Origin of the sequence: Pseudomonas frederiksbergensis (assembly GCF_003732705.1) — a bacterium.
Lineage (GTDB): Bacteria > Pseudomonadota > Gammaproteobacteria > Pseudomonadales > Pseudomonadaceae > Aquipseudomonas > Aquipseudomonas frederiksbergensis_F.
In genome coordinates, this window is sequence record NZ_MOBR01000008.1 from 62,166 (window position 1) to 85,102 (window position 22,937).

Below are 22,937 nucleotides of genomic sequence, written 5' to 3' on the forward strand. Positions count from 1 at the left end.
TGTTCATGAGCGAAGTACCACGCCGCTGTCGTCTTCCCAGTACACGTAGACCTGATCGCCCCAGGTCGGACGCTGGCCACGGCGCTCGGCGTTGGCGACGAAGGACTGCACAAGCTTGCCGCTCGGCAATTCGACGTAGAACACCGAGTGACCGCCGAGGTAGGCGATGTCATGCACCTTGCCGCTGGACCAGTTGTACTCGCAGGTCGGCATTTCGGCGGTGACCAGCAGTTTCTCCGGACGGATCGCGTAGGTGACGGATTTGTCCTGCACCGAAGTGCTGATGCCGTGGCCGACGTAGATCTGCCGATCCAGGTCTTTGCAGGTGATGGTCGCGTGGCCTTCGGCGTCGTCGATCACTTCGCCTTCGAAGATGTTGACGTTGCCGATGAACTCGCAAACCAAACGGCTGGTCGGGGTTTCGTAGATGTCGATCGGGCTGCCGATCTGGGCGATCCAGCCCAAGTGCATGATTGCGATGCGCTCGGCCATGGTCATGGCTTCTTCCTGGTCGTGGGTCACCATGACGCAGGTTACGCCGACGCGCTCGATGATCTCCACCAGCTCCAGCTGCATTTGCGAACGCAGTTTTTTATCCAGCGCACCCATCGGTTCGTCGAGCAGCAACAGCTTCGGCCGCTTGGCCAGCGAACGGGCCAGGGCCACACGCTGACGCTGGCCGCCGGACAACTGATGCGGCTTGCGCTTGGCGTACTGGGTCATCTGAACCAGCTTGAGCATGTCCGCGACACGGGCATCGACTTCAGCGGCGGGGATCTTGTCCTGCTTGAGGCCGAAGGCGATGTTCTGCGCCACGGTCATGTGCGGGAACAGCGCATAGGACTGGAACATCATGTTGATCGGTCGCTCGTACGGCGGCATCTCGGTGATGTCGACGCCGTCGAGGTAAATGCGCCCCTCCGTGGGCCGTTCAAACCCTGCGAGCATGCGCAGCAAGGTGGATTTGCCCGATCCCGAGCCGCCGAGCAGGGCGAAGATCTCGCCTTTCTTGATTTCCAGGGACACGTCGTCCACGGCAATCGTCTCGTCGAACTTCTTCGTGACCCGGTCGATTTTGACCAACACCTGTTTCGGTGATTGGTCGCCCTCGAGGGCTTTCTTATAGGCGCCGGAGGCAACTGCCATTTACGAAACTCCCAGAAAAAAAGAGTGCAGTTCGCCCGAGGTGGGCCAACCTTGGATAGTTTGAGCCTTGAAGCTATTTACCCGTCTTGACCGTGGTCCAGCTGCGGGTCATCAAACGTTGAATCTTGGGCGGCAGCTCGACCGACACGTAGGTCTTGTCGAGCACGGCCTGCGGTGGATACACCGATTCGTCCGTGCGGATGGATTGCTCCATCAATTTGTCCGAGCCAGGGTTGGGGTTGGCATAGCCGACCGAATCACTGACCTGGGCAATCACTTCAGGTTTGAGCAGATAGTTGATGAAGGCATGGGCCTCTTTGACGTTGGCCGAGTCCTTTGGAATCGCCAGCATGTCGAACCACAGCGCCCCACCCTCTTTCGGAATGACGTAGGCGACGTTCACGCCTTTGCCAGCTTCGGCGGCCCGGGCCTTGGCCTGGAACATGTCGCCGGAGAAACCGATGGCGATGCAGATGTCGCCGTTGGCCAGGTCGGTGATGTATTTGGACGAGTGGAAGTAGGTCACGTACGGCCGCACCGCGAGCAACTTGGCGGTGGCCTTCTTGTAATCCTCCTCGTTGGTGCTGTTGGCGTTCAGGCCCATGTAGTTGAGGACCGTCGGCATCATTTCATCCGCCGAATCAAGGAACGCTACGCCGCAGCTGTGCAGTTTCTTGATGTTCTCCGGCTCGAACAGCACGCTCCAGGAATCGATCTTGTCGACGCCCAGCACTTGCTTGATCTTGTCGACGTTGTAACCGATGCCGTTGGTGCCCCACAGGTACGGCACGGCGTACTGGTTGCCCGGATCGTTCTGTTCCAGACGCTTGAGCAGCACAGGGTCGAGGTTGGCATAGTTGGTCAGTAACTTGCGATCAAGCTTCTGGAACGCGCCGGCCTTGATCTGCTTGCCGAGGAAGTGGTTGGACGGCACGACCACGTCGTAACCGGTACGCCCGGCCAGCAACTTGCCTTCCAGGGTTTCGTTGGAGTCGAACACGTCATACACCGGTTTGATCCCGGTTTCTTTCTGGAAATCGGCCAGGGTGGTCGAGCCGATGTAATCCGACCAGTTATAAACATGCACCGTACCGGCAGCCTGGACACTGACGGCAAGCGTCAGCCCGGCACCGACCAGCAGGGCATTGCGAAACAAAGAAAAAATAGGCACGTGGAGGTCCTCTAAAATTAGTTGGGCCCAAGTTGCCCAGCGTTACATGACAGCCATGGCTGCCTGGCAACAAAACCGGCGCGCAACTTACCCTCGATAAACCATTCCAGCAAAACTTTCTGTCATTTAATTATTCCTGTTGCCGCCACCGCGCAGGCGGCGGCAACAGGTTGTTACCTCAAACCGGCTTATTTACCGGACTTGATCTTGGTCCAGCTGCGGGTCAGGTCACGCTGGGTGGCCGCCGGCAAATCGGCAATCGCATACAACTTGGCCTGCACATCGGCAGTCGGGTAGATGCCCGGGTCCGAGGTGATGTCCTTGCTCACGAACTGGGTCGCTTCAGCGTTACCGTTAGGAAAACGCACGGCGTTGGTGATGTCGGCCATCACTTTGGGCTGCAACAGGTAGTTCATGAACTTGTAGGCACCGTCGACGTTTTCCGCGTCTTTCGGAATCGCGACCATGTCGTAGAAGCTGCCAGCGCCTTCCTTCGGAATGGCGTAGCTGACTTTGACCTTGTCACCGGCTTCAGCAGCACGGGACTTGGCTTGTTGCACGTCACCCGAGTAACCGACGGCCACGCAGATGTTGCCGTTGGCCAGGTCGGAGATGTACTTGGACGAGTGGAAGTAAGTAACGGAAGGACGAATTTTGAGGAACAGCTCTTCGGCTTTCTTGATGTCTTCTTTCTTCTGGCTGTCGGTTGGCAGGCCCAGGTAGTGCAGCGCGACCGGCAGCATTTCGGTCGGCGAATCGAGGAAGCTCACACCGCAGCCCTTGAGCTTGGCGATGTTTTCAGGCTTGAACAGGGTGTCCCAGGAATCGATGGTGTCGACGCCCAACGCGGCTTTGACTTTTTCCGGGTTGTAACCGATGCCGATCGAGCCCCACATGTAAGGGAAGGCGTGTTTGTTGTCCGGGTCGCTGACGGAAACCGCTTTAAGCAGCGACTTGTTCAGGTTGCCGTAGTTGGACAGCTTGGACTTGTCCAGCTCCTGATAAACCCCGGCCTTGATTTGCTTGGCAAGGAAGTTGTTCGACGGCACGACCACGTCATAGCCGGACTTGCCTGCCAGCAACTTGGCTTCCAGGGTTTCGTTGCTGTCGAAAACGTCGTAAACCACTTTGATCCCGGACTCTTTCTCGAAGTTCGCGATGGTGTCCGGTGCAATGTAGTCGGACCAGTTGTAGACGTGCAGCACCTTGTCATCGGCCTGTACTGCACCCGCCATCACGCCCATCAGGGACACGGCGAGGAGGGTCTTGCCAGCTATCTTCATACCTAATGCCTTCATGTGGGTAATGCTCCAATTTTTCTTTTTAACCACGCGCTCAGCGGCCTGTTACTGGGCATCCGAACAACCGGTAGTCTGGCAAGTTCCGAGGCAGGCTTTCAAGGAAAGACCCATCCTTTATTTGCACTGGGCGAAGTGCCGACCGCACACCTCGCCCAGAGCCTAGCACTTAGCCCTGCAACGCACTCAGGGTCAGGTCCAGACACTTGCGTGCCTTGGTCACCAACTCATCGATTTCCGCCTCGGTAATCACCAGTGGCGGGGAAATGATCATGGTGTCGCCCACGGCACGCATGATCAGGCCGTTGTCGAAGCAGAAGGTGCGGCAAATCATGCCCACGCCCTTGCCTTCGTAACGTTTGCGAGTGGCTTTGTCCTGGACCAGTTCGATGGCTCCCAACATGCCTACACCGCGCACTTCCCCCACCAACGGGTGATCGCTCAGTTCCCTCAGACGCTTTTGCAAATAGGGTGCCGTTTCGGCATGGACGCGCTCGATAATTTTCTCTTCGCGCAGGATGCGGATGTTTTCCAGTGCCACCGCAGCCGCCACCGGGTGCCCGGAATACGTGAAACCGTGGTTGAAATCGCCGCCCTCGTTGAGCACCTTCACCACGTCGTCACGCACGATCAACCCACCCATCGGGATGTAGCCGGAGGTCAGGCCTTTGGCGATGGTCATCATGTCGGGCTTGAGGTCGTAGTAATCGCTACCGAACCACTCACCGGTGCGGCCAAAACCACAGATCACTTCGTCCGCCACGAACAGGATGTCGTACTTGGCGAGGATTTCCTTGATGCGCGGCCAGTAGCTGTCGGGCGGAACAATCACGCCACCGGCACCCTGGATCGGCTCGGCAATAAAGGCACCGACGTTGTCCACGCCGAGTTCCAGAATCTTCTCTTCCAGCTGATTGGCGGCCCAGATACCGAACTCGTCCGGGCTCATGTCGCCACCTTCACCGAACCAGTACGGCTGGGCGATGTGGACGATGCCCGGGATCGGCAAGTCGCCTTGTTCGTGCATGTACGTCATGCCACCCAGGCTCGCGCCGGCCACGGTGGAACCGTGATAACCGTTCTTGCGACTGATGATGACTTTCTTGTTCGGCTGGCCCTTGATCGCCCAATAGTGGCGGACCATACGCAGCATGGTGTCATTGCCTTCCGAGCCCGAACCGGTGAAGAACACGTGGTTCATGCCTTCCGGCGCGATGTCGGAAATGGCTTTTGCCAGTTCCAGGACCGGCGGGTGGGCGGTCTGGAAGAACAGGTTGTAATAAGGCAGTTCGCGCATTTGTTTGGCGGCGGCGTCGGCCAGTTCATCGCGACCGTAACCGATCGCTACGCACCACAGGCCGGCCATGCCGTCGAGGATCTTGTTGCCTTCACTGTCCCAAAGATAAACGCCCTTGGCGCTGGTGATGATGCGCGGGCCTTTCTCCTTGAGCTGTTTGAAATCGCTGAACGGCGCCAAGTGGTGATCGCTGCTCAAGGCTTGCCATTCACGGGTTTGCGGGTTGTTGCTGGTCATGCGAATTCTCCTGTTTTTGCAGTGAGAGGCGCGGAATATCCATCCGCGCCCCGGCGCATCAGACGGCGAAGAGCAGGAATTCCCGCTCCCACGAACTGATCACGCGCTTGAAGTTTTCATGCTCGGCCCGCTTGACCGCGACGTAGCCAGTAATGAATTTCTTGCCCAGGTATTTCTCGATAGTCGCGCTGTTTTCCATGCGATCCAGCGCGTCCTCGATGGTCAGTGGCAGGCGCAGGTTGCGGCGTTCATAGCCACGCCCCACCACCGGCGCACTCGGGTTCAAGCCTTCGACCATGCCGATGTAACCGCAGAGCAGGCTCGCGGCAATCGCCAGGTACGGGTTGGCGTCGGCGCCCGGCAGGCGGTTTTCCACCCGACGGTTTTGCGGCCCGGCATCCGGTACGCGCAGGCCCACGGTGCGGTTCTCTTCGCCCCACTCCACGTTTACCGGTGCCGAGGTGTCCGGCAGGAAGCGGCGGAACGAGTTGACGTTGGGCGCGAACAGCGGCAGCAATTCCGGAATCAGTTTTTGCAGGCCACCGATGTGGTGCAGGAACAACTGGCTCATGGTTCCGTCTTCATTGGAGAAGACGTTCTTGCCGGTTTCGATGTCGATGATGCTCTGGTGCAAGTGCATCGCGCTGCCCGGCTCGCCGGTCATGGGCTTGGCCATGAAGGTCGCCGCCACGTCGTGCTTGAGCGCGGCTTCGCGCATGGTGCGCTTGAACACCAGGATCTGGTCGGCCAGGGACAGGGCATCACCGTGACGGAAGTTGATTTCCATCTGCGCCGTGCCGTCCTCGTGGATCAGCGTGTCGAGGTCCAGCTCCTGCAGTTCGCACCAGTCGTAGACGTCTTCGAACAACGGGTCGAATTCGTTCGCTGCTTCAATGGAGAACGACTGGCGACCGGTTTCCGGGCGACCGGAACGGCCAATCGGCGGTTGCAGCGGGAAGTCCGGGTCCTCGCAGCGCTTGGTCAGGTAAAACTCCATTTCCGGCGCTACGATCGGCTGCCAGCCACGGTCGGCATAGAGTTTCAACACCTTCTTCAATACGTTGCGCGGCGACAGCTCGATTGGGTTGCCTTGCTTGTCGTAGGTGTCGTGGATCACCTGAGCGGTGGGCTCGATGGACCAAGGCACCAGAAACACCGCGTTCTGGTCGGGGCGGCAGATCATGTCGATGTCGGCCGGGTCGAGCAGTTCGTAATAGATGTCGTCTTCGACATAGTCGCCGGTCACGGTCTGCAATAGAACGCTCTCGGGCAGGCGCATGCCTTTTTCGGCAATGAACTTGTTGGTCGGCGAAATCTTGCCCCGGGTGATCCCGGTCAAGTCGGCGATCATGCATTCGACTTCTGTGATCTTGTGGTCTTTCAACCAATCGGTGAGCTGGTCGAGGTTGTTACTCATAAATGCCTCTGGGCTGAGTTTCCTGACTCTTATAAGTCAGGCGTTGTTTGACGCGTCGGCGTCGCGTGTTACAGATTGCCACTGCAAGGGCCGCGCACAAACACTCGCCGCGACCATGGCGTGGGGCAGGGAGAGCGTAGTCGGGCGTGCAGAATCATGAGCAGGGCCTGACGCATTGGTCGGGCCGCTGAAGAGAAACGGTTCTATATTGGGAGTAAGGTCGGTAAAGAGAATGTCGTGCGGACCGTCCAGAATATCGGACGGGGCCAGCGAGGCCACCGGGGAAGGAAGAGTCGACGGCACGCCATTGGCAATGAAGGCCTTGGTGTGAACGCAACGATCGCCACTGATGTGATAAGCATGCAGACCGATCTGCCCAGAGCAGACGGCGACGCCGATTAACGGCAGGCGAGACATGAAGCACCCCGGTATTATTGCTGTTATGGGTTTGAATCGAGCTTAGCCTTGTTCATTTTTTTACACAACACCCCCGTAAAAAATACAACACGGCCCGCTCAAGCCCGCGGGCGACAAAGCGCTCAAAGGCATAAAAACGCCCCAAACTGCCTCAAAAAAGCCTTGTGAGCGCTTTTTTAGGGCAAAAAAGGCCTCGCTTGACTTCGGCATGCCGTTCGGGTTGACTGAAACCCGAAGAGATCAATGATTGATATTTTTAACAACAAAGGTGTTGCATCATGTCGGTACCCCCGCGTGCCGTTCAGCTTAACGAAGCGAACGCGTTCCTTAAGGAACATCCTGAGGTTCTGTACGTTGACCTTCTGATTGCGGATATGAATGGTGTGGTGCGCGGCAAGCGCATTGAACGCACCAGCCTCCACAAGGTTTACGAGAAAGGCATCAACCTGCCGGCCTCTCTATTTGCTCTGGATATCAATGGCTCGACGGTGGAAAGCACCGGCCTGGGCCTGGACATCGGCGATGCTGACCGAATCTGCTATCCAATCCCTGACACCCTGTGCAATGAGCCTTGGCAAAAGCGCCCTACCGCGCAACTGTTAATGACCATGCACGAAATCGAAGGTGAACCTTTCTTCGCGGATCCCCGTGAAGTGCTGCGCCAGGTTGTGACCAAGTTCGATGACATGGGTCTGACGATCTGTGCCGCGTTCGAACTGGAGTTCTACCTGATCGACCAGGAGAACGTGAACGGCCGACCGCAACCGCCGCGCTCGCCGATCTCCGGCAAACGCCCGCATTCGACTCAGGTCTACCTGATCGACGACCTCGACGAATACGTCGACTGCCTCCAGGACATTCTGGAAGGTGCGAAAGAGCAAGGCATCCCGGCCGACGCCATCGTCAAGGAAAGTGCCCCGGCGCAGTTCGAAGTGAACCTGCACCACGTGGCCGATCCGATCAAGGCTTGCGACTATGCAGTCCTGCTCAAGCGCCTGATCAAGAACATCGCCTACGACCATGAAATGGACACCACCTTCATGGCCAAGCCTTACCCAGGCCAGGCGGGTAATGGTCTGCACGTCCACATTTCGATTCTCGACCGAGACGGCAAGAATATTTTTGCCAGTGAGGATCCCGAGCAGAACGCCGCACTGCGTCACGCGATCGGCGGTGTGCTCGAGACCCTACCGGCGCAGATGGCTTTCCTCTGCCCGAACGTCAACTCGTACCGTCGTTTCGGCGCACAGTTCTACGTGCCGAACTCGCCGTGCTGGGGCCTGGATAACCGCACCGTGGCGATTCGCGTCCCGACCGGTTCTTCTGATGCCGTGCGTATCGAACACCGGGTTGCCGGTGCCGATGCCAACCCGTACCTGCTGATGGCTTCGGTCCTGGCAGGCGTGCACCACGGCCTGACCAACAAGATCGAGCCGGGCGCGCCCGTGGAAGGCAACTCCTACGAGCAGAACGAGCAAAGCCTGCCGAACAACCTGCGCGATGCATTGCGTGAGCTGGACGACAGCGAAGTCATGGCCAAGTACATCGATCCGAAATACATCGATATCTTCGTGGCCTGCAAGGAAAGTGAGCTGGAGGAGTTCGAACACTCCATCTCCGACCTTGAGTACAACTGGTACCTGCATACCGTTTAAGTGGTTGCAGTAAAAAAAACGCCGCAGGCTTCACCGCTTGCGGCGTTTTTTTATGGCCGCCTGCGGCGGTTCGCGGGCAAGCCTCGCTCCTACAGATTGCAACACGAGACCTGTAGGAGCGAGGCTTGCCCGCGAAGGCGTCCGACAAGACAACATCAAACCCTGCTCGTACAATGCCCGCTGCCCCGCAGGAGACGCCAATGACCCGCCCCGCCCCTATCCGCAAACCCCGCGCACGCAGTCAGGCGCGGATCGATTCGATCCTCGATGCCGCCCGCACGCTGCTGGCCGCCGAGGGCGTGGCCAGCCTGTCGATCTACAGCGTCGCCGAGCGCGCAGAGATCCCGCCGTCGTCGGTCTACCACTTCTTCGCCAGCGTCCCGGCGCTACTCGAAGGGCTGACGGCCGATGTCCACGCCGCGTTCCGCGCCTGCCTGCAAGAACCGATTGATCACGACGCGCTGCATGACTGGCGCGACCTGTCGCGGCTGGTCGAGCAACGTATGCTCGATATCTACGACGAAGACGCCGCCGCCCGCCAGTTGATCCTCGCGCAACACGGCCTGACCGAAGTCACCCAGGCCGACCGTCAACACGACCTCGAGCTGGGCGATCTGATGCACACGTTGTTCGACCATCACTTCGAACTGCCGAGGCTGCCGATGGACGTCGATGTGTTTGCGTTGGCCATGGAGTTGGGCGACCGCGTCTATGCGCGCTCGGTGCAGCAACATGGGCAGATCACCCCGCGCATGGCTGAGGAAGGGATGCGAGTGTTCGATGCGTATCTGGGGCTTTACCTGCCGCCGTATCTGCCCAAACGCACTCTCTGATCGTTCCCACGCTCCGCGTGGGAATGCCTCTAGGGACGCTCTGCGTTCCAATGGGACGCGGAGCGTCCCGGGCTTCATTCCCACGCAGAGCGTGGGAACGATCGGCGCTTACCTTTCGGCGTTGCTTACAACTTGGCGATCGACACTTCAGTGGATTTCACGAAGGCGATCACTTCGCTGCCGACCACCAGTTCCAGCTCTTTCACCGAGCGTGTGGTGATCACCGAAGTGACGATGCCGGAAGCGGTCTGAACGTCGATTTCCGACAGCACGTCACCCAGTACGATTTCCTTGATCGAGCCTTTGAACTGGTTACGAACGTTGATGGCTTTGATAGTCATGCGATTTCTCCTCGAGTCGAAATGAGCGGCTAGTCGCAAGCTACAAGCTGCAAGTAAAAGCGCTCTGCTTCTTCTTGCAGCTTGCAACTCACCGCTGCTTCTATTGCGCCCAACGCAGTTGCGTAGGCAATGGTGAAACAGGTTCCGGTTCCGGCGGTTCGCCGGGCAGTGACAGCACGCGATTGAGGACTTCGGTTTCCAACGCCGCCAGCCGATGGGAGCCGCGCACCCGAGGGCGCGGCAGTTCCACGTGCAGGTCGAGGCCGACTTCGCCGTCTTCGATCAGGATCACCCGATCGGCAATCGCCACCGCTTCGCTGACGTCGTGGGTCACCAGCAACACGGTGAAGCCGTGCTTTTGCCAGAGCCGTTCGATCAGCTGCTGCATTTCAATTCGGGTCAGGGCATCCAGGGCGCCCAAAGGCTCGTCCAGCAGCAGCAAGCGCGGTTGATGGATCAGCGCGCGAGCCAGGGCCACACGCTGCTTCTGCCCACCGGACAGCGCGGCTGGCCACTCATTGGCGCGATCCGCCAGGCCTACCGACTCCAGCGCTTCCAACGCTTGAGGGCGCCAGTTGCCCTTGAGCCCGAGGCCGACGTTGTCGATGACCTTTTTCCACGGCAGCAAACGCGCTTCCTGGAACATCAATCGCGTGTCATCCCGGGCGTCGCTCAGTGGCGCAGAACCGGCGAGCAATTCACCGCCCGTGGGCTTGTCGAGGCCGGCGAGCAAGCGCAGCAAAGTGCTTTTGCCACAGCCACTGCGCCCGACCACGGCGACAAATTGCCCGGCCGGAATATGCAGGTCGACCTCGCGCAGCACTTGCCGCGAACCAAAGGTCTTTTGCAGCTTGCGCACCGCCAGCGGAATCCCGCGCAGCAGGCGTGGAGGTTGTTGAGCGGTCATACGGCACCTCCCTTGGCAACTTGATAGGCCGGATGCCAGCGCAACCAAACGCGTTCAAGTCCACGGGCCGCGAGGTCGGCCAGTTTGCCGAGCACCGCGTACAACAGAATCGCCAGCACCACCACGTCAGTCTGCAAGAACTCCCGGGCATTCATCGCCAGGTAGCCAATGCCGGAACTGGCGGAAATGGTTTCTGCCACGATCAGCGTCAGCCACATAAAGCCCAGGGCGAAACGCACACCGACCAGAATCGAAGGCAATGCCCCCGGCAAAATCACCTGACGGAACAGGCTGAAACCGCTCAAGCCATAACTGCGCGCCATCTCCACCAACGCCGGATCGACGTTGCGGATACCGTGATAGGTGTTGAGGTAGATCGGGAACAACGTGCCCAACGCCACAAGGAAAATCTTCGCCGACTCATCGATCCCGAACCACAAGATCACCAGCGGAATCAGCGCCAAATGCGGCACGTTGCGGATCATCTGCACCGAACTGTCGAGCAGGCGTTCGCCCCATTTCGACAGGCCGGTGATGAAACCCAACGCCAGACCAATGCCGCCACCGATGGAAAAACCAAGCGCCGCGCGCCAGCCGCTGATCGCCAGGTGGGTCCAGATTTCGCCGCTGCGTACCAGGCTCACGCCGGCTTCGATCACCGCAATCGGTGCCGGCAGAATCCGCGTCGACAACCAGCCCGCCGACACCGATAACTGCCACACCGCCAGCAGCAACACCGGCAACGCCCAGGGCGCGAGGTTGTGGATAATTCTCTTCATGGCGGCGCCTCAGCTCTGGGACGCGGCTTTGGGAAGAATGTCGTTGGCCACCATCTCACCGAACGGGCTGACGAAGTTGGCACCTTGTGGCTGTTCCGGGCGCTGCACGTCGATGTGCGGGAACAGCAACTCGGCGACGCGGTAGGCCTCTTCCAAGTGTGGATAACCGGAGAAGATGAACGTGTCGATGCCCAGGTCGGCGTATTCCTTCATGCGTGCGGCCACGGTCGGACCGTCGCCCACCAGCGCTGTACCGGCGCCACCGCGTACCAGGCCGACACCGGCCCACAGATTAGGGCTGACTTCCAGGTTATCGCGGCTGCCGCCATGCAGCGCCGCCATACGTTGCTGGCCGACCGAATCGAAACGCGACAGCGAAGCCTGAGCCCGGGCGATGGTTTCGTCATCGACATGGGAAATCAGGCGATCCGCCGCGGCCCAGGCTTCCTCGTTGGTTTCACGCACGATCACATGCAGGCGAATACCGAAGCGTACGGTGCGACCGAGCTTCGCGGCTTTGGCCCGTACTTGTGCAATCTTCTCGGCCACTGCCGCTGGCGGTTCACCCCAGGTCAGGACCATCTCCACTTGTTCCGCCGCCAAGTCTTGAGCCGCTTCCGACGAGCCGCCGAAGTACAGCGGCGGACGCGGTTGCTGGATCGGCGGATAGAGCAACTTGGCACCCTTCACGCTGATGTGCTGGCCGTCGTAATCGACGGTTTCGCCTTCCAGCACCCGGCGCCAGATGCGGGTGAATTCCACCGAGGCTTGATAGCGCTCTTCGTGGCTGAGGAACAGACCGTCGCCGGCCAATTCATCTGGATCACCGCCGGTGACCAGGTTGAACAACGCGCGGCCGCCGGACAACCGATCCAGCGTCGCGGCCTGGCGCGCCGCGACCGTCGGGGAAATGATCCCGGGGCGCAGGGCAACGAGGAATTTCAAACGCTGGGTCACCGGGATCAGCGACGCGGCCACCAGCCACGAGTCTTCACAGGAGCGACCGGTGGGGATCAACACCCCGCCGAAGCCCAGGCGATCCGCTGCCTGGGCAATCTGTTGCAAATAACCGTGGTCAACGGCGCGAGCGCCTTCGGCGGTGCCAAGGTAATGGCCGTCGCCGTGGGTAGGCAGGAACCAGAAAATATTGAGGCTCATGGAGTGGTCTCCTTAGGAATTCGAATTACTGCGCTTTGGCAACGGCCGCCGGTGGCGTCCAGATCACGTCTTTGATGCTCAACTGTTTCGGGATCAGCTTGAGCTGGTAGAAGCTGTCGGCGATTTTCTGTTGTGCGGCGACCACTTCAGGCGTGAGGAACAGCGCGCCGTAGCCCTGGCGTTTGACCGAGGTCAGGGTGATGTCGGCCGGCAGGCCGAGCAGCGGCGAAACCTGTTTAGTCACGTCTTCAGGGTTGGCTTTGGACCATTCGCCGACGGCGCGCACTTCTTCGACGAGGGTCTTGATCACCTCGGGGTTTTTCTGTGCGTACGGTTTGGTCGCCAGGTAGAACTGATGGTTGTCGACGATGCCTTGGCCATCACGCAGGGTGCGTGCTTGCAGTTGCTGTTCGGCGGCAGCCTGGTACGGGTCCCAGATCACCCAGGCATCGACACTGCCACGTTCGAACGCGGCGCGGGCATCGGCGGGTGGCAGGAATACGGTCTGGATGTCGGTGTACTTGAGGCCGGCATCTTCGAGTGCACGGACCAGCAAGTAGTGAACGTTAGAGCCTTTGTTCAGGACGACTTTCTTGCCCTTGAGGTCGGCAACGGATTTGATCGGCGAATCCTTCGGCACCAGGATCGCTTCACTGTGGGGCGCTGGCGGCTCGTAGGCGACGTAGAGCAGATCGGCGCCGGCGGCTTGAGCGAATACCGGCGGCGTTTCGCCGGTGACACCGAAGTCGATGGACCCGACGTTCAGGCCTTCCAGCAGTTGCGGGCCGCCGGGGAATTCAGTCCATTGCACGTCCACGCCTTGGGCGGCGAGGCGTTTTTCCAAAGTACCCTTGGCTTTGAGCAGCACCAGGGTGCCGTACTTCTGATAGCCGATTCGCAAGGTCTCGGCTTGTGCTTGAGAAATAACGCCGAAGGACACAGCCGCAGCAAACAGAGCGACCAGACCACGACGCAAAATGACAGTGCGCATAGCGCTCTCCTATTTGCTGTTGGGTTTTGGCTGCACCTGCTTGGCCGTTGGCGGCTGAGTAAGGTGAGTACTTCAAATTCAGGTGTGGCTTAAGTGCAGGGTCAAATGCTCCAGCGAGCACTCAACAAACGTTCGTTCAACAGGTGCGGGTCGAGCGGCTTGGGCCGTCGCGCCATGGCGCTGAAAAACAGCTCCAGGGATTCATTCAGTCGTTGTTCCAGCTCCGGCGCCAACTGCGCCTGGGCACTGCCTTCGCCGTAGGCAATCTGGCTGTCCACGGCGAAAATCCCGTGGAGCATTTCCTGGGCTTTCAATGCCGACAGCACCGGCTTAAGCGCGTAATCCACCGCCAGCATGTGGGCGATGCTGCCGCCGGTAGCCATTGGCAGAACAACTTTGTGGGCCAAGGCGCGTTCGGGCAGTAGGTCCAGTACGGTTTTCAGTGCGCCGGAGAACGACGCCTTGTAGACCGGCGTGGCGATCAGCAGGCCATCGGCGTTTTCAATCTGTTGCAACAGGTCGATCACCTTCGGGCTGTCGAACCGTGCGTGCAGCAAGTCTTCGGCCGGGAAGTCCCGTACCTGATAACTCACCACTTCCACCCCTTGTTCCTGCAACCAGCGTTGCGAACGCTCCAGCAGCACCCCGGAACGAGAGCGTTGGCTGGGGCTGCCACCGAGTGAGACGACCAGCATTCAGACGATTCCTTGAGCGGTGTTGGCGATTCGCAGTGCGCGATCTCGCTGAGATGGAAAGACCTTAACAGGTGATTTATATATCCATAAATCATATTTATTCATTTGGTTATTCTTTTTAGGTCTATGCAGAATCCTTTATCCCAGGCAAAAAAATAGGCCGTCAAAACGGCCTGAAAATCCCCTGCTGATCGTTCCCACGCTCCGCGTGGGAATGCATCCATGGACGCTCCGCGTCCAAAGTGACGCGGAGCGTCACGGGCGGCGTTCCCACCAGAGCGTGGGAACGATCATTAACGATTCGGCTGCGGCGTCAGGCGCAGGTACGGCTTCACCGCGCGATAGCCCTTGGGAAAGCATTTCTTGATTTCGTCTTCGTCCTTGAGCGACGGCACGATCACCACTTCATCACCGTCCTGCCAATTGGCCGGGGTGGCGACTTTGTAGTTGTCGGTGAGTTGCAGCGAGTCGATCACCCGCAGGATTTCATGGAAGTTGCGCCCGGTGCTGGCCGGGTAGGTGATGGTCAGCCGAACCTTCTTGTTCGGGTCGATCACGAACAGCGAGCGCACCGTCAGGGTGTCGTTGGCGTTCGGGTGGATCAGATCGTACAGGTCCGAAACCTTGCGATCAGCGTCGGCCAGGATCGGGAAGTTGACGAGGGTGTTCTGGGTTTCGTTGATGTCCTCGATCCACTTGTGGTGCGAGTCCACCGGGTCAACCGAAAGGGCAATGGCCTTGACGCCGCGCTGGGCAAATTCATCCTTGAGCTTGGCGGTGAAGCCCAGTTCGGTGGTGCACACCGGTGTGAAGTCCGCCGGATGGGAAAACAGCACGCCCCAGCTATCGCCCAGCCATTCGTGGAAACGGATGGTGCCAGCGCTGGAATCCTGTTCGAAATCGGGGGCGATATCGCCAAGTCTGAGGCTCATGGTGCTGCTCCTGGTGAGTGCTTGTTGAGCTCAACTGTGCCTGCATTCCGAATGAATTAAAAAGAATAAATATCGATTTATTTAGATCATAAGTGAATATTAAACATCTGTTCACTGGACCTGCACGGCCATCGCGACCAACATCGCCCACAAGGTTCGAGAAGGCCTTGAGTAGCTGCAAAAGAGGGAATTTTCAGGGCGGGATTACGGGGGTGACTCCGCTCTGAAAATGCAAAAGCCCCGCCCGGCGAGGTGCCGGGCGGGGCTTTTTTTACCGCAGGCTTACTGGAGCGCGCTGATTACAACAGCGGGATCGAGTAGCTGACGATCAGACGGTTTTCGTCCTGGTCGCGTTGGCCTGGGATGTCGTTACGCCACATGGCGTTTTTCCACATGAAGCCCAGGTTTTTCAGCGGACCTTCTGGCACAACGTAAGCCAGGGTCAGGTCGCGTTCCCACTCGGAACGGCCACTGCCCGAAACACCACCACCGGCAGTAACGGTGTCGATGTTGTCGCCACGCAGGTAAACGATGCCGGCGGTTGCGCCTGGCAGGCCAACCTTGGCGAAGTCATACGAGTAGCGTGCTTGCCAGGTTTTCTCGCCGGCACGGCCGAACTTCTGGATTTGCATGTCGGTGATGGTGTAGTTCGACGAACCGTCGCCCTGGTTCAACCAAGGGAAGTCGCTGCTACCGTTGCTGACCTGGTAACCGCCACCGAAGGTGTGACCGGCCACCGAGTACAGGAACAGGCCGCTGTACAGGTTGTTGTCGACTTTACCGCGACCGCTTGCAGCGCCCGAGTAGTTACCGCTGCTGTAGTAAGCAGGGGTGTTGCCGTTGGCACCGTCGTCACGGCTGTTGAAGTAACGCAAGTCAGACTTCAGCACGCCCGGGCCGATTGCCCAGTTGTGAACCAGACCCAGGAAGTGTTGCTTGTAGAAATCTTCCAGGTTGCCGTAGTAGTACTGGGCAGTCAGGTCTTTGGTGATTTTGTAGTCACCGCCGCCGTAGATGAACTTGTTGCTGTCGCGACCGCTGATGGTCGGGCTGTTCGCGCCGCCAATCGACAGTTGCTCAGTGTTGCTGGAGTTACGACCTTTCACGGCTTCGATCTGACCGCCAACCAGCGTCAGGTCTTTGATGTCGCCGGAAGTGATCTGGCCACCCTGCCAGGTTTGTGGCAACAGACGACCGTCGTTGGTCACGATAACCGGGTTCTTTGGCTGCAGAGTACCCAGCTTCAGTTCGGTCTGGGAGATCTTGGCTTTGGCAGTCAGGCCCAGGCTGGAGAAGTTATCAACCGCTTCGCCGTTGGACTTGCTTGGGAAAACCGTGCCGCCGTACGAAGTAGCGGTAGCGCCGTTGGTGCCGCCGCCCGAATCCAGCTTGATGCCCAACAGGCCGATGGCATCGATACCGAAGCCGACGGTGCCTTGGGTGTAGCCGGAGATGAAGCGCAGGTCAAAGCCTTGGCCCCATTCTTCGTTCTTGCTTTGAACGCCAGCGTTCTTGTTGGCAGTGGTGCCAGCAGCGCTGTCGCGGTTATCGGTGTTGATGTAGAAGTTACGCAGACCCAAGGTAGCCTTGCTGTCTTCGATGAACCCCGCGGCGCCTGCCTGCTGCGCCAAAACCCCTACGGCCACAGCCAGGGCCAAGGTGGACTTATTCATGTTTCGCTCCTCTCGTTTCTAATTCTTGTGTTCCTGGTCCCGGGTCGAATGCCCTGGATCCTAAGATGCGCGATTAGCGCCAGACCGTGACTGACAAGTCAATCGTAACCTTGTGTGTCTACGACCAAGGTCTAATCACCGTGATTTGGTCCCTGCAGGGTAATGAATTACTCATAAACCCAAAAAGAATTATTTCATTCTTTTTCATACCGCAATGGAATATAGCCCATCACCGCAAAACCGCACCGGGATATCAGGTATCGGCCCATGAGCTCATTACTAAATAGTCTTTGTTAGCCTTTTTTTAGATCGAATAGCGCTGACGCATATTCCAAACGTCATTCCCTATCGAAAAGGCGACGCCATGATGGCCAAACGCGCACTATCCAGTCAAATTGTTACAGTTTGTATATCGGTTTTATTTTTTCAGGCGCGCAGTCGGGCGGCCTCAATGTGGCTGATAACTGAATGAGCGGGACGGCCAATTCCCGTAGGAGCAAGGCTTGCCCGCGAAGAGACCGTCACGTCCAAAATCAATAGTGGCTGTGACGACGCCTTCGCGGGCAAGCCTCGCTCCTACAGGAGGGTGGCGATGCGATTACAGGGTTTTTTCGAAGATCTTCGAATTACGCTGATAGTTGTACAGCGACGCCCGCGCCGACGGCAGGCGCTCGACGCTGCTTGGCTCGAAACCGCGCTCACGGAACCAGTGCGCGGTGCGGGTGGTGAGCACGAACAGGGTTTTAAGCCCCTGGGCCCGGGCACGGGTTTCGATCCTTTCCAGCAATTCATCGCCGCGTCCGCCATGGCGATATTCCGGGTTCACCGCCAGGCAGGCCAGCTCCCCGGCATCCGAATCGGCAATCTGATACAGCGCCGCGCAGGCAATGATCATGCCTTCGCGCTCGACCACGCTGAACTGCTCGATTTCGCGCTCCAGCACTTCCCGGGAACGGCGAACCAGAATCCCCTGCTCTTCCAGCGGGCTGATCAAATCCAGCAAACCGCCAACGTCTTCAATCGCCGCTTCGCGCACCAGCTCGAATTGCTCCTGGGCCACCAGCGTACCGCCACCGTCACGGGTGAACAGTTCGGTCAGCAGCGCACCGTCTTCGGCGTAGCTGACGATATGGCTGCGCGCCACGCCGCCGCGACAGGCTTCAGCCGCCGCATCCAGCAGCTCGCCCTGATAGTTGTTGCCCAGGCGTTGCAGATGCGCCGGCACTTGTTGCGGACGCAACTCGCGCACCAGACGACCGTTTTCGTCGATCAGGCCCAGGTCGGCGCCGAACAGCAGCAATTTATCCGCGCCCAGGTCGATGGCCGCGCGGGTGGCGACGTCTTCGCAAGCGAGGTTGAAGATTTCACCGGTCGGCGAGTAGCCCAGCGGCGACAGCAAAACGATGGAGCGCTCGTCCAGCAAGCGATTGATGCCCTTGCGATCAACCCGGCGCACTTCGCCGGTGTGGTGATAGTCGACGCCTTCGAGCACGCCGATCGGCCGTGCCGTCACCAGGTTGCCGCTGGCCACCCGCAAGCGCGAGCCTTGCATTGGCGACGACGCCATGTCCATGGACAGCCGCGCCTCGATAGCGATACGCAATTGGCCAACGGCATCGATCACGCACTCCAGGGTCGCGGCATCGGTGATGCGCATGCCGTGGTGGTAATGCGGAATCAGGCCGCGTGCGGCCAGGCGGGTTTCAATTTGCGGACGGGAACCGTGGACCAACACCAGTCGCACACCGAGGCTGTGCAACAGCACCAGGTCGTGGACGATATTGCCGAAGTTCGGATGCTCCACCCCGTCGCCGGGCAGCATGACGACGAACGTGCAATCGCGGTGGGCATTGATATAAGGAGAAGCGTGACGAAGCCAATTAACGTATTCGGGCATGAACCTGGGCCTGTAATAAATAGCAGCCAAAAAATGGGCGAAGCAAAAAACGCACAACGGGCTGGTGGTTATCGTCGGAACAGGCTTGGCGACACGCGAGCTCTCCTCATGAATACGGGTTGGGACACCGGTAATTTATATTTTTCTGTAGGAGCAAAGCTTGCTCGCGATAGCGGTGTACCCGCCAACTGAGATGTTGGATGTAATGCCGCCATCGCGAGCAAGCTTTGCTCCTACAGGTGTTGCGTTCAATTGGCCAACGTAGGCGTTTGGGCCGGCGTCAGGCAGTAATGTTCAATCAATTGACGTAATAGATGCACGGTAGGCTGCAAACGTGACATTTCGAGGTATTCCCCCGGTTGGTGCGCGCAGGCAATGTCGCCCGGGCCGAGCACCAGTGTTTCGCAGCCAAGGCGCTGAAGATAAGGCGCTTCGGTGCCGAATGCCACTGCTTCGGCGCGATGGCCGGTGAGCTTTTCCGCGACCCGGACCAATTCCGCGTCCTCGGCCTGCTCGAATGGCGGTACTTCGGGGAACAACGGCGCGTAATCGATCTTCACCTGATGCCGTTCGGCAACCGGTTTGAGCCGCGCCAGAATTTCCGCACGCAGGACTTTAGGGTCCATGCCCGGCAGCGGTCGCAGGTCGAATTCCAGCGAACACTGGCCGCAGATGCGGTTGGGATTGTCGCCGCCATGGATGCAGCCGAAATTCATCGTCGGTGTTGGCACGCCAAACTGTGGATTGCGAAATTCGCGCTGCCACAAAAGACGCAAGCCACGCAGTTCGCCGATGGCGTCGTGCATGGCTTCGAGGGCGCTGTGGCCCAGGCGCGGGTCCGAGGAATGACCGCTCTGACCGAGGATGTCGATGCGCTCCATCATGATGCCTTTGTGCATGCGGATCGGCTTGAGCCCGGTCGGCTCACCGATCACCGCCGCCCGACCCAGCGGACGCCCGGCTTCGGCCAAGGCGCGGGCCCCGGACATCGAGCTTTCTTCATCGCAGGTGGCGAGGATCAGCAACGGTTGTTTGAACGGTTGGTCGAGCAGCGGGATCACCGCTTCGATGGCCAGGGCGAAAAAGCCCTTCATGTCGCAACTGCCCAGGCCGACCCAGCGGCCATCGACTTCCGTCAGCTTCAAAGGATCGGTCTGCCACAACGCACCATCGAACGGCACGGTGTCGCTGTGTCCGGCCAGCACCAGGCCGCCGGGGCCGGAGCCGAAACTGGCGAGCAGATTGAATTTGCCGGGGCTGACCTGTTGGATATCGCAGGCAAAACCCAGATCACCAAGCCAGGTCGCCAGCAAATCGATCACCGGCCGGTTGGTCTGGTCCAGGCTCGGCTGGGTACAACTGACGGATGGCGCAGCGATCAGCGCAGCGAACTGATCTTTCATGGACGGCAAAGGCATCGCTGACTCCAACTCCCGAATTGAGATCCATCATAGAACCATCCGGTGACAGGAATAAACCGCCGCGGCACTTAGGAACGTTCACTCCTGTACACTGCACGACCTTGGCAGCCACACATTCCCCCGGCTGCGCTCCCGATCCTGGATTTTCCGGCCATGCAGAAAGAAACCGAAATCAAACTCCGCGTCAGCCGCGAAACCCTCGCTGCTCTGCGCGAGCACCCGCTACTGAAAAAACGCAACAAAAGTGGCTGGGAACGCCGTGAGTTGATGAACCAGTACTTCGACACGCCTGAGCGCGACCTGGCCCGCGCCAAGGTTGCCCTGCGCCTGCGCCGCGATGGCGAAGAAGTGATTCAGACCCTCAAGACCCGCGGCCAGAGTGTTGCCGGTCTGTCCGAGCGTAACGAATACGACTGGAACCTGCCCAAAGCCAAGCTCGACGTGAAGAAACTCGACGGCGAATGCTGGCCTGAAGAGCTGGCCGAGCTGGACAAGAAAACCCTTAAAGCCATCTTCACCACCGATTTCGTTCGCGAACGCGCAGAAATTGCCTGGGGCCGTGGCAAGACCAAAGTGGTCATCGAAGCGGCGCTGGACTTCGGCCACGTGGTGGTCGGCAAGCAGAAAGAAGAAATCTGCGAGCTGGAACTCGAACTGCGCGAAGGCGAACCTGCCGCGCTGCTGGAACTGGCTGCTGAACTGGCCGCGACCCTGGCCCTGATGCCATGTGACATCAGCAAGGCTGAGCGCGGCTATCGGTTGTACGACGCCAACAGCTACTCGCTGAGCCTGCCGGCGCCAAAAATCACCGCCGAAATGCCGCTGGACGATGCGTTCGCCGCGCTGAGCTGGCACTTGCTGGGCAGCAGCCAGCGTCTGGCTGAGCAATATCGCTTCAATGGTCACTGGCGCTTGTTGCAGGACTGGGTCGAAAACCTCGGTGAATTGCGAGCGCTGCTGAGCAGCCTTGGTCAAGCCGCACCGCGTCAGTCGACTCACGACCTGCGCGTGGCGCTGGACGCCTTGCTGGAAGACTGGCGTCCGCTGGTTCAGGCTGGTCTGGACGACGAAGACGTGCGCAAAGCGGCGCCGGAGCAGTTCCTCGAAGAATTGGAAGACCCGCGTTGGGGCTTGTTCTCCCTGAACACTTCGCGCTGGTTGCTGGCTCGCACCTGGGCGGCCGACCGCAATGTACGCGGCAATCGCCAGGGCGCTGCGCAATTGGCCAACTGGCTGCCGCGCTTGCTGGGTGAAGAAGCCACGTCCCTGCAATTGCAACGCTACCAACAACAGCCGGAAGACCTGGCCGAGCAACTGCCGCGCATCGAGCGCATCCAGGCCTGGATGCACCACGCCCGTGGCGTGCTGGACATCCCGGAAATGGATCGTCTGTACGGCGAGCTGAACAAACTGGCGCAACTGGCCAACGAGCCGATCACCGACGAAGCTCTGGACGCGCGTAAACAGCAGGCGATTGCCGTGTATCAGAATCGTGCCTGGAAAATGTTGCTGCGTATGTAACACCCTGTGGCGAGGGGGCTTGCCCCCGTTCGGCTGCGAAGCAGTCGTCAATCAGCCAACGCGTTATCTCTGCCTCAACGCGTCCACATGATCGTTCCCACGCTCTGCGTGGGAATGCCTCAAGGGACGCTCTGCGTCCAGGTGACGCGGAGCGTCACCGGCTGCATTCCCACGCGGAGCGTGGGAACGATCATGCTTTACCGCAACACAGGCAAACTCGTCGTCGACTTGATCTCCGACAACGCCACAATCGAGTTCACTTCCTGAATCCCCGGCACCATCGACAGCTTCTCAAAAAAGAAGCGCTCATACGCCTCGATGTCCGCCGTGACGATCCGCAACAAGAAATCCACCGACCCCATCAGCACATAACACTCCAGCACTTCGGGAAAGCCGCGAATCGCCTCGGTGAATTCCGTGAAGTTGGAACGACCGTGGGCGTTGAGTTTGATTTCGGCGAAGATCTGCGTGTTCAGGCCGATTTTCTTGCGATCCAGCAACGTCACCTGTGCGCGAATGATCCCCTCCTCCTTCATCCGCTGAATCCGCCGCCAGCACGGCGACTGCGACAGCCCGACCTGTTCGGCAATCTGCGCGCTGGAAAGCGAAGCGTCCTCTTGCAGCAACGCGAGAATCTTGCGGTCGTAGCCATCCAGCTCGGCGTGCATAAAAAAACCTTCTATTGATAGCTTGTTGAATCAAACGATTCGATAAATCCGCATTACGCCCGATCATAGCCAAGAAATGCCCGGCACCGAATGTAAAAATTCCTCCAGTGATTTTGGAGACTGAGCATGCCGCATCTAGAAGCCGTGAACACCCCACCGACCCGCGCCGATGTCTGGAACGCCAGCAACGCCCACTGCCGCGTTCAATACCAACTGCTGGCCGAGGCCGAACCGGATTTGCTGTGCCGCGCACTCAACCTGTTCGCCTTGCAGTTTCTGACTCCGGAACAGGTCAACGCGCAGCGCATGGACGACCTGCTGTCGATCGACATCGTGATCGACGGGCTGAGTTGGCACCGCGCCGAAGTGATCGCGGAAAAACTTCGTAACCTGATCAGCGTCTGCTCGGTCAACCTGCAGAGTGCCGATGCGGCGTGGGATGAGCAGGCCCAAGCGGCCGGCTGAAAGAACTGGAAACGGCTT

General features: G+C 59.1%; 21 protein-coding genes. 4 read left to right on the forward strand and 17 right to left on the reverse strand.

The window, feature by feature from the left end; genetic code table 11:
* Window positions 1-3: 3 nt before the first annotated feature.
* The 6 genes from BK667_RS09370 to BK667_RS09395 form a co-directional block, all read right to left on the reverse strand.
* Window positions 4-1,146: an ABC transporter ATP-binding protein gene (locus BK667_RS09370; RefSeq protein WP_123404026.1), complete on the reverse strand. Its 1,143-nt coding sequence runs from the start codon at window positions 1,144-1,146 to the stop codon at window positions 4-6.
* Window positions 1,147-1,219: 73 nt separating this feature from the next.
* Window positions 1,220-2,317 (reverse strand): polyamine ABC transporter substrate-binding protein, encoded by a 1,098-nt coding sequence (locus BK667_RS09375; protein ID WP_123597446.1) that lies wholly within the window; start codon window positions 2,315-2,317, stop codon window positions 1,220-1,222.
* 188 nt (window positions 2,318-2,505) lie between these two features.
* On the reverse strand, window positions 2,506-3,600 hold the full coding sequence (locus BK667_RS09380) for a polyamine ABC transporter substrate-binding protein (RefSeq protein ID WP_123509760.1): 1,095 nt from the start codon (window positions 3,598-3,600) through the stop codon (window positions 2,506-2,508).
* Window positions 3,601-3,784: 184 nt separating this feature from the next.
* Window positions 3,785-5,149: an aspartate aminotransferase family protein gene (locus tag BK667_RS09385; RefSeq protein WP_123597447.1), complete on the reverse strand. Its 1,365-nt coding sequence runs from the start codon at window positions 5,147-5,149 to the stop codon at window positions 3,785-3,787.
* Between the two features lie 58 nt (window positions 5,150-5,207).
* A complete protein-coding gene (locus BK667_RS09390) occupies window positions 5,208-6,566 on the reverse strand; it encodes a glutamine synthetase family protein (protein ID WP_123509758.1) in 1,359 nt (452 codons plus the stop codon).
* Window positions 6,567-6,602: 36 nt separating this feature from the next.
* Entirely contained in the window at window positions 6,603-6,983 is a 381-nt protein-coding gene (locus BK667_RS09395; protein ID WP_123509757.1) for a glutamine amidotransferase, read from the reverse strand.
* 278 nt (window positions 6,984-7,261) lie between these two features.
* Between BK667_RS09395 and BK667_RS09400 the strand changes: the two genes are divergently transcribed.
* Window positions 7,262-8,638, forward strand: coding sequence for a glutamine synthetase family protein (locus tag BK667_RS09400; protein ID WP_123404014.1), 1,377 nt, complete (start codon window positions 7,262-7,264; stop codon window positions 8,636-8,638).
* A gap of 200 nt (window positions 8,639-8,838) precedes the next feature.
* Window positions 8,839-9,471 (forward strand): TetR/AcrR family transcriptional regulator, encoded by a 633-nt coding sequence (locus BK667_RS09405; RefSeq protein WP_123509756.1) that lies wholly within the window; start codon window positions 8,839-8,841, stop codon window positions 9,469-9,471.
* Window positions 9,472-9,596: 125 nt separating this feature from the next.
* On the opposite strand, the gene BK667_RS09410 is transcribed toward BK667_RS09405, so the two are convergent.
* The 10 genes from BK667_RS09410 to argE all read right to left on the reverse strand — a co-directional run bounded on the left by BK667_RS09410 (window position 9,597) and on the right by argE (window position 20,262).
* Window positions 9,597-9,812 (reverse strand): TOBE domain-containing protein, encoded by a 216-nt coding sequence (locus BK667_RS09410; RefSeq protein ID WP_003229256.1) that lies wholly within the window; start codon window positions 9,810-9,812, stop codon window positions 9,597-9,599.
* A 100-nt stretch (window positions 9,813-9,912) separates the two neighbouring features.
* Entirely contained in the window at window positions 9,913-10,719 is an 807-nt protein-coding gene (ssuB, locus tag BK667_RS09415; protein WP_123597448.1) for an aliphatic sulfonates ABC transporter ATP-binding protein, read from the reverse strand.
* Window positions 10,716-11,498, reverse strand: a complete 783-nt coding sequence (ssuC, locus tag BK667_RS09420; RefSeq protein WP_123597449.1) for an aliphatic sulfonate ABC transporter permease SsuC — start codon at window positions 11,496-11,498, stop codon at window positions 10,716-10,718. The genes ssuB and ssuC overlap by 4 nt, the downstream gene beginning before the upstream one ends.
* A 9-nt stretch (window positions 11,499-11,507) precedes the next feature.
* Window positions 11,508-12,656, reverse strand: a complete 1,149-nt coding sequence (gene ssuD / locus BK667_RS09425) for an FMNH2-dependent alkanesulfonate monooxygenase (RefSeq protein ID WP_054044581.1) — start codon at window positions 12,654-12,656, stop codon at window positions 11,508-11,510.
* 25 nt (window positions 12,657-12,681) lie between these two features.
* Complete coding sequence (locus BK667_RS09430) at window positions 12,682-13,647, reverse strand: sulfonate ABC transporter substrate-binding protein (protein ID WP_123509753.1); 966 nt, start codon at window positions 13,645-13,647, stop codon at window positions 12,682-12,684.
* 101 nt (window positions 13,648-13,748) lie between these two features.
* The gene (gene ssuE / locus BK667_RS09435; RefSeq protein WP_123509752.1) at window positions 13,749-14,342 is read right to left on the reverse strand and encodes an NADPH-dependent FMN reductase; all 594 of its coding nucleotides are present in this window, start codon (window positions 14,340-14,342) and stop codon (window positions 13,749-13,751) included.
* A gap of 293 nt (window positions 14,343-14,635) precedes the next feature.
* Window positions 14,636-15,274: a peroxiredoxin gene (locus BK667_RS09440; protein ID WP_123597450.1), complete on the reverse strand. Its 639-nt coding sequence runs from the start codon at window positions 15,272-15,274 to the stop codon at window positions 14,636-14,638.
* Between the two features lie 299 nt (window positions 15,275-15,573).
* Window positions 15,574-16,947 carry an OprD family porin gene (locus BK667_RS09445; RefSeq protein WP_123509750.1) on the reverse strand — a complete coding sequence of 458 codons (1,374 nt, stop codon included), beginning with the start codon at window positions 16,945-16,947 and terminating at the stop codon, window positions 15,574-15,576.
* A 598-nt stretch (window positions 16,948-17,545) separates the two neighbouring features.
* Window positions 17,546-18,844: an amino-acid N-acetyltransferase gene (gene argA / locus BK667_RS09455; protein WP_092276518.1), complete on the reverse strand. Its 1,299-nt coding sequence runs from the start codon at window positions 18,842-18,844 to the stop codon at window positions 17,546-17,548.
* A gap of 248 nt (window positions 18,845-19,092) precedes the next feature.
* Window positions 19,093-20,262, reverse strand: a complete 1,170-nt coding sequence (gene argE / locus BK667_RS09460) for an acetylornithine deacetylase (RefSeq protein ID WP_123509748.1) — start codon at window positions 20,260-20,262, stop codon at window positions 19,093-19,095.
* A gap of 156 nt (window positions 20,263-20,418) precedes the next feature.
* Here argE and BK667_RS09465 point away from each other — a divergent pair, with 156 nt between their 5' ends.
* Window positions 20,419-21,786: a CYTH domain-containing protein gene (locus BK667_RS09465; RefSeq protein ID WP_123597451.1), complete on the forward strand. Its 1,368-nt coding sequence runs from the start codon at window positions 20,419-20,421 to the stop codon at window positions 21,784-21,786.
* A 197-nt stretch (window positions 21,787-21,983) separates the two neighbouring features.
* On the opposite strand, the gene BK667_RS09470 is transcribed toward BK667_RS09465, so the two are convergent.
* Complete coding sequence (locus BK667_RS09470; RefSeq protein ID WP_123509746.1) at window positions 21,984-22,454, reverse strand: Lrp/AsnC family transcriptional regulator; 471 nt, start codon at window positions 22,452-22,454, stop codon at window positions 21,984-21,986.
* Window positions 22,455-22,580: 126 nt separating this feature from the next.
* Here BK667_RS09470 and BK667_RS09475 point away from each other — a divergent pair, with 126 nt between their 5' ends.
* Complete coding sequence (locus BK667_RS09475; protein ID WP_123597452.1) at window positions 22,581-22,919, forward strand: ACT-like domain-containing protein; 339 nt, start codon at window positions 22,581-22,583, stop codon at window positions 22,917-22,919.
* The last annotated feature ends 18 nt before the right edge of the window (window positions 22,920-22,937 follow it).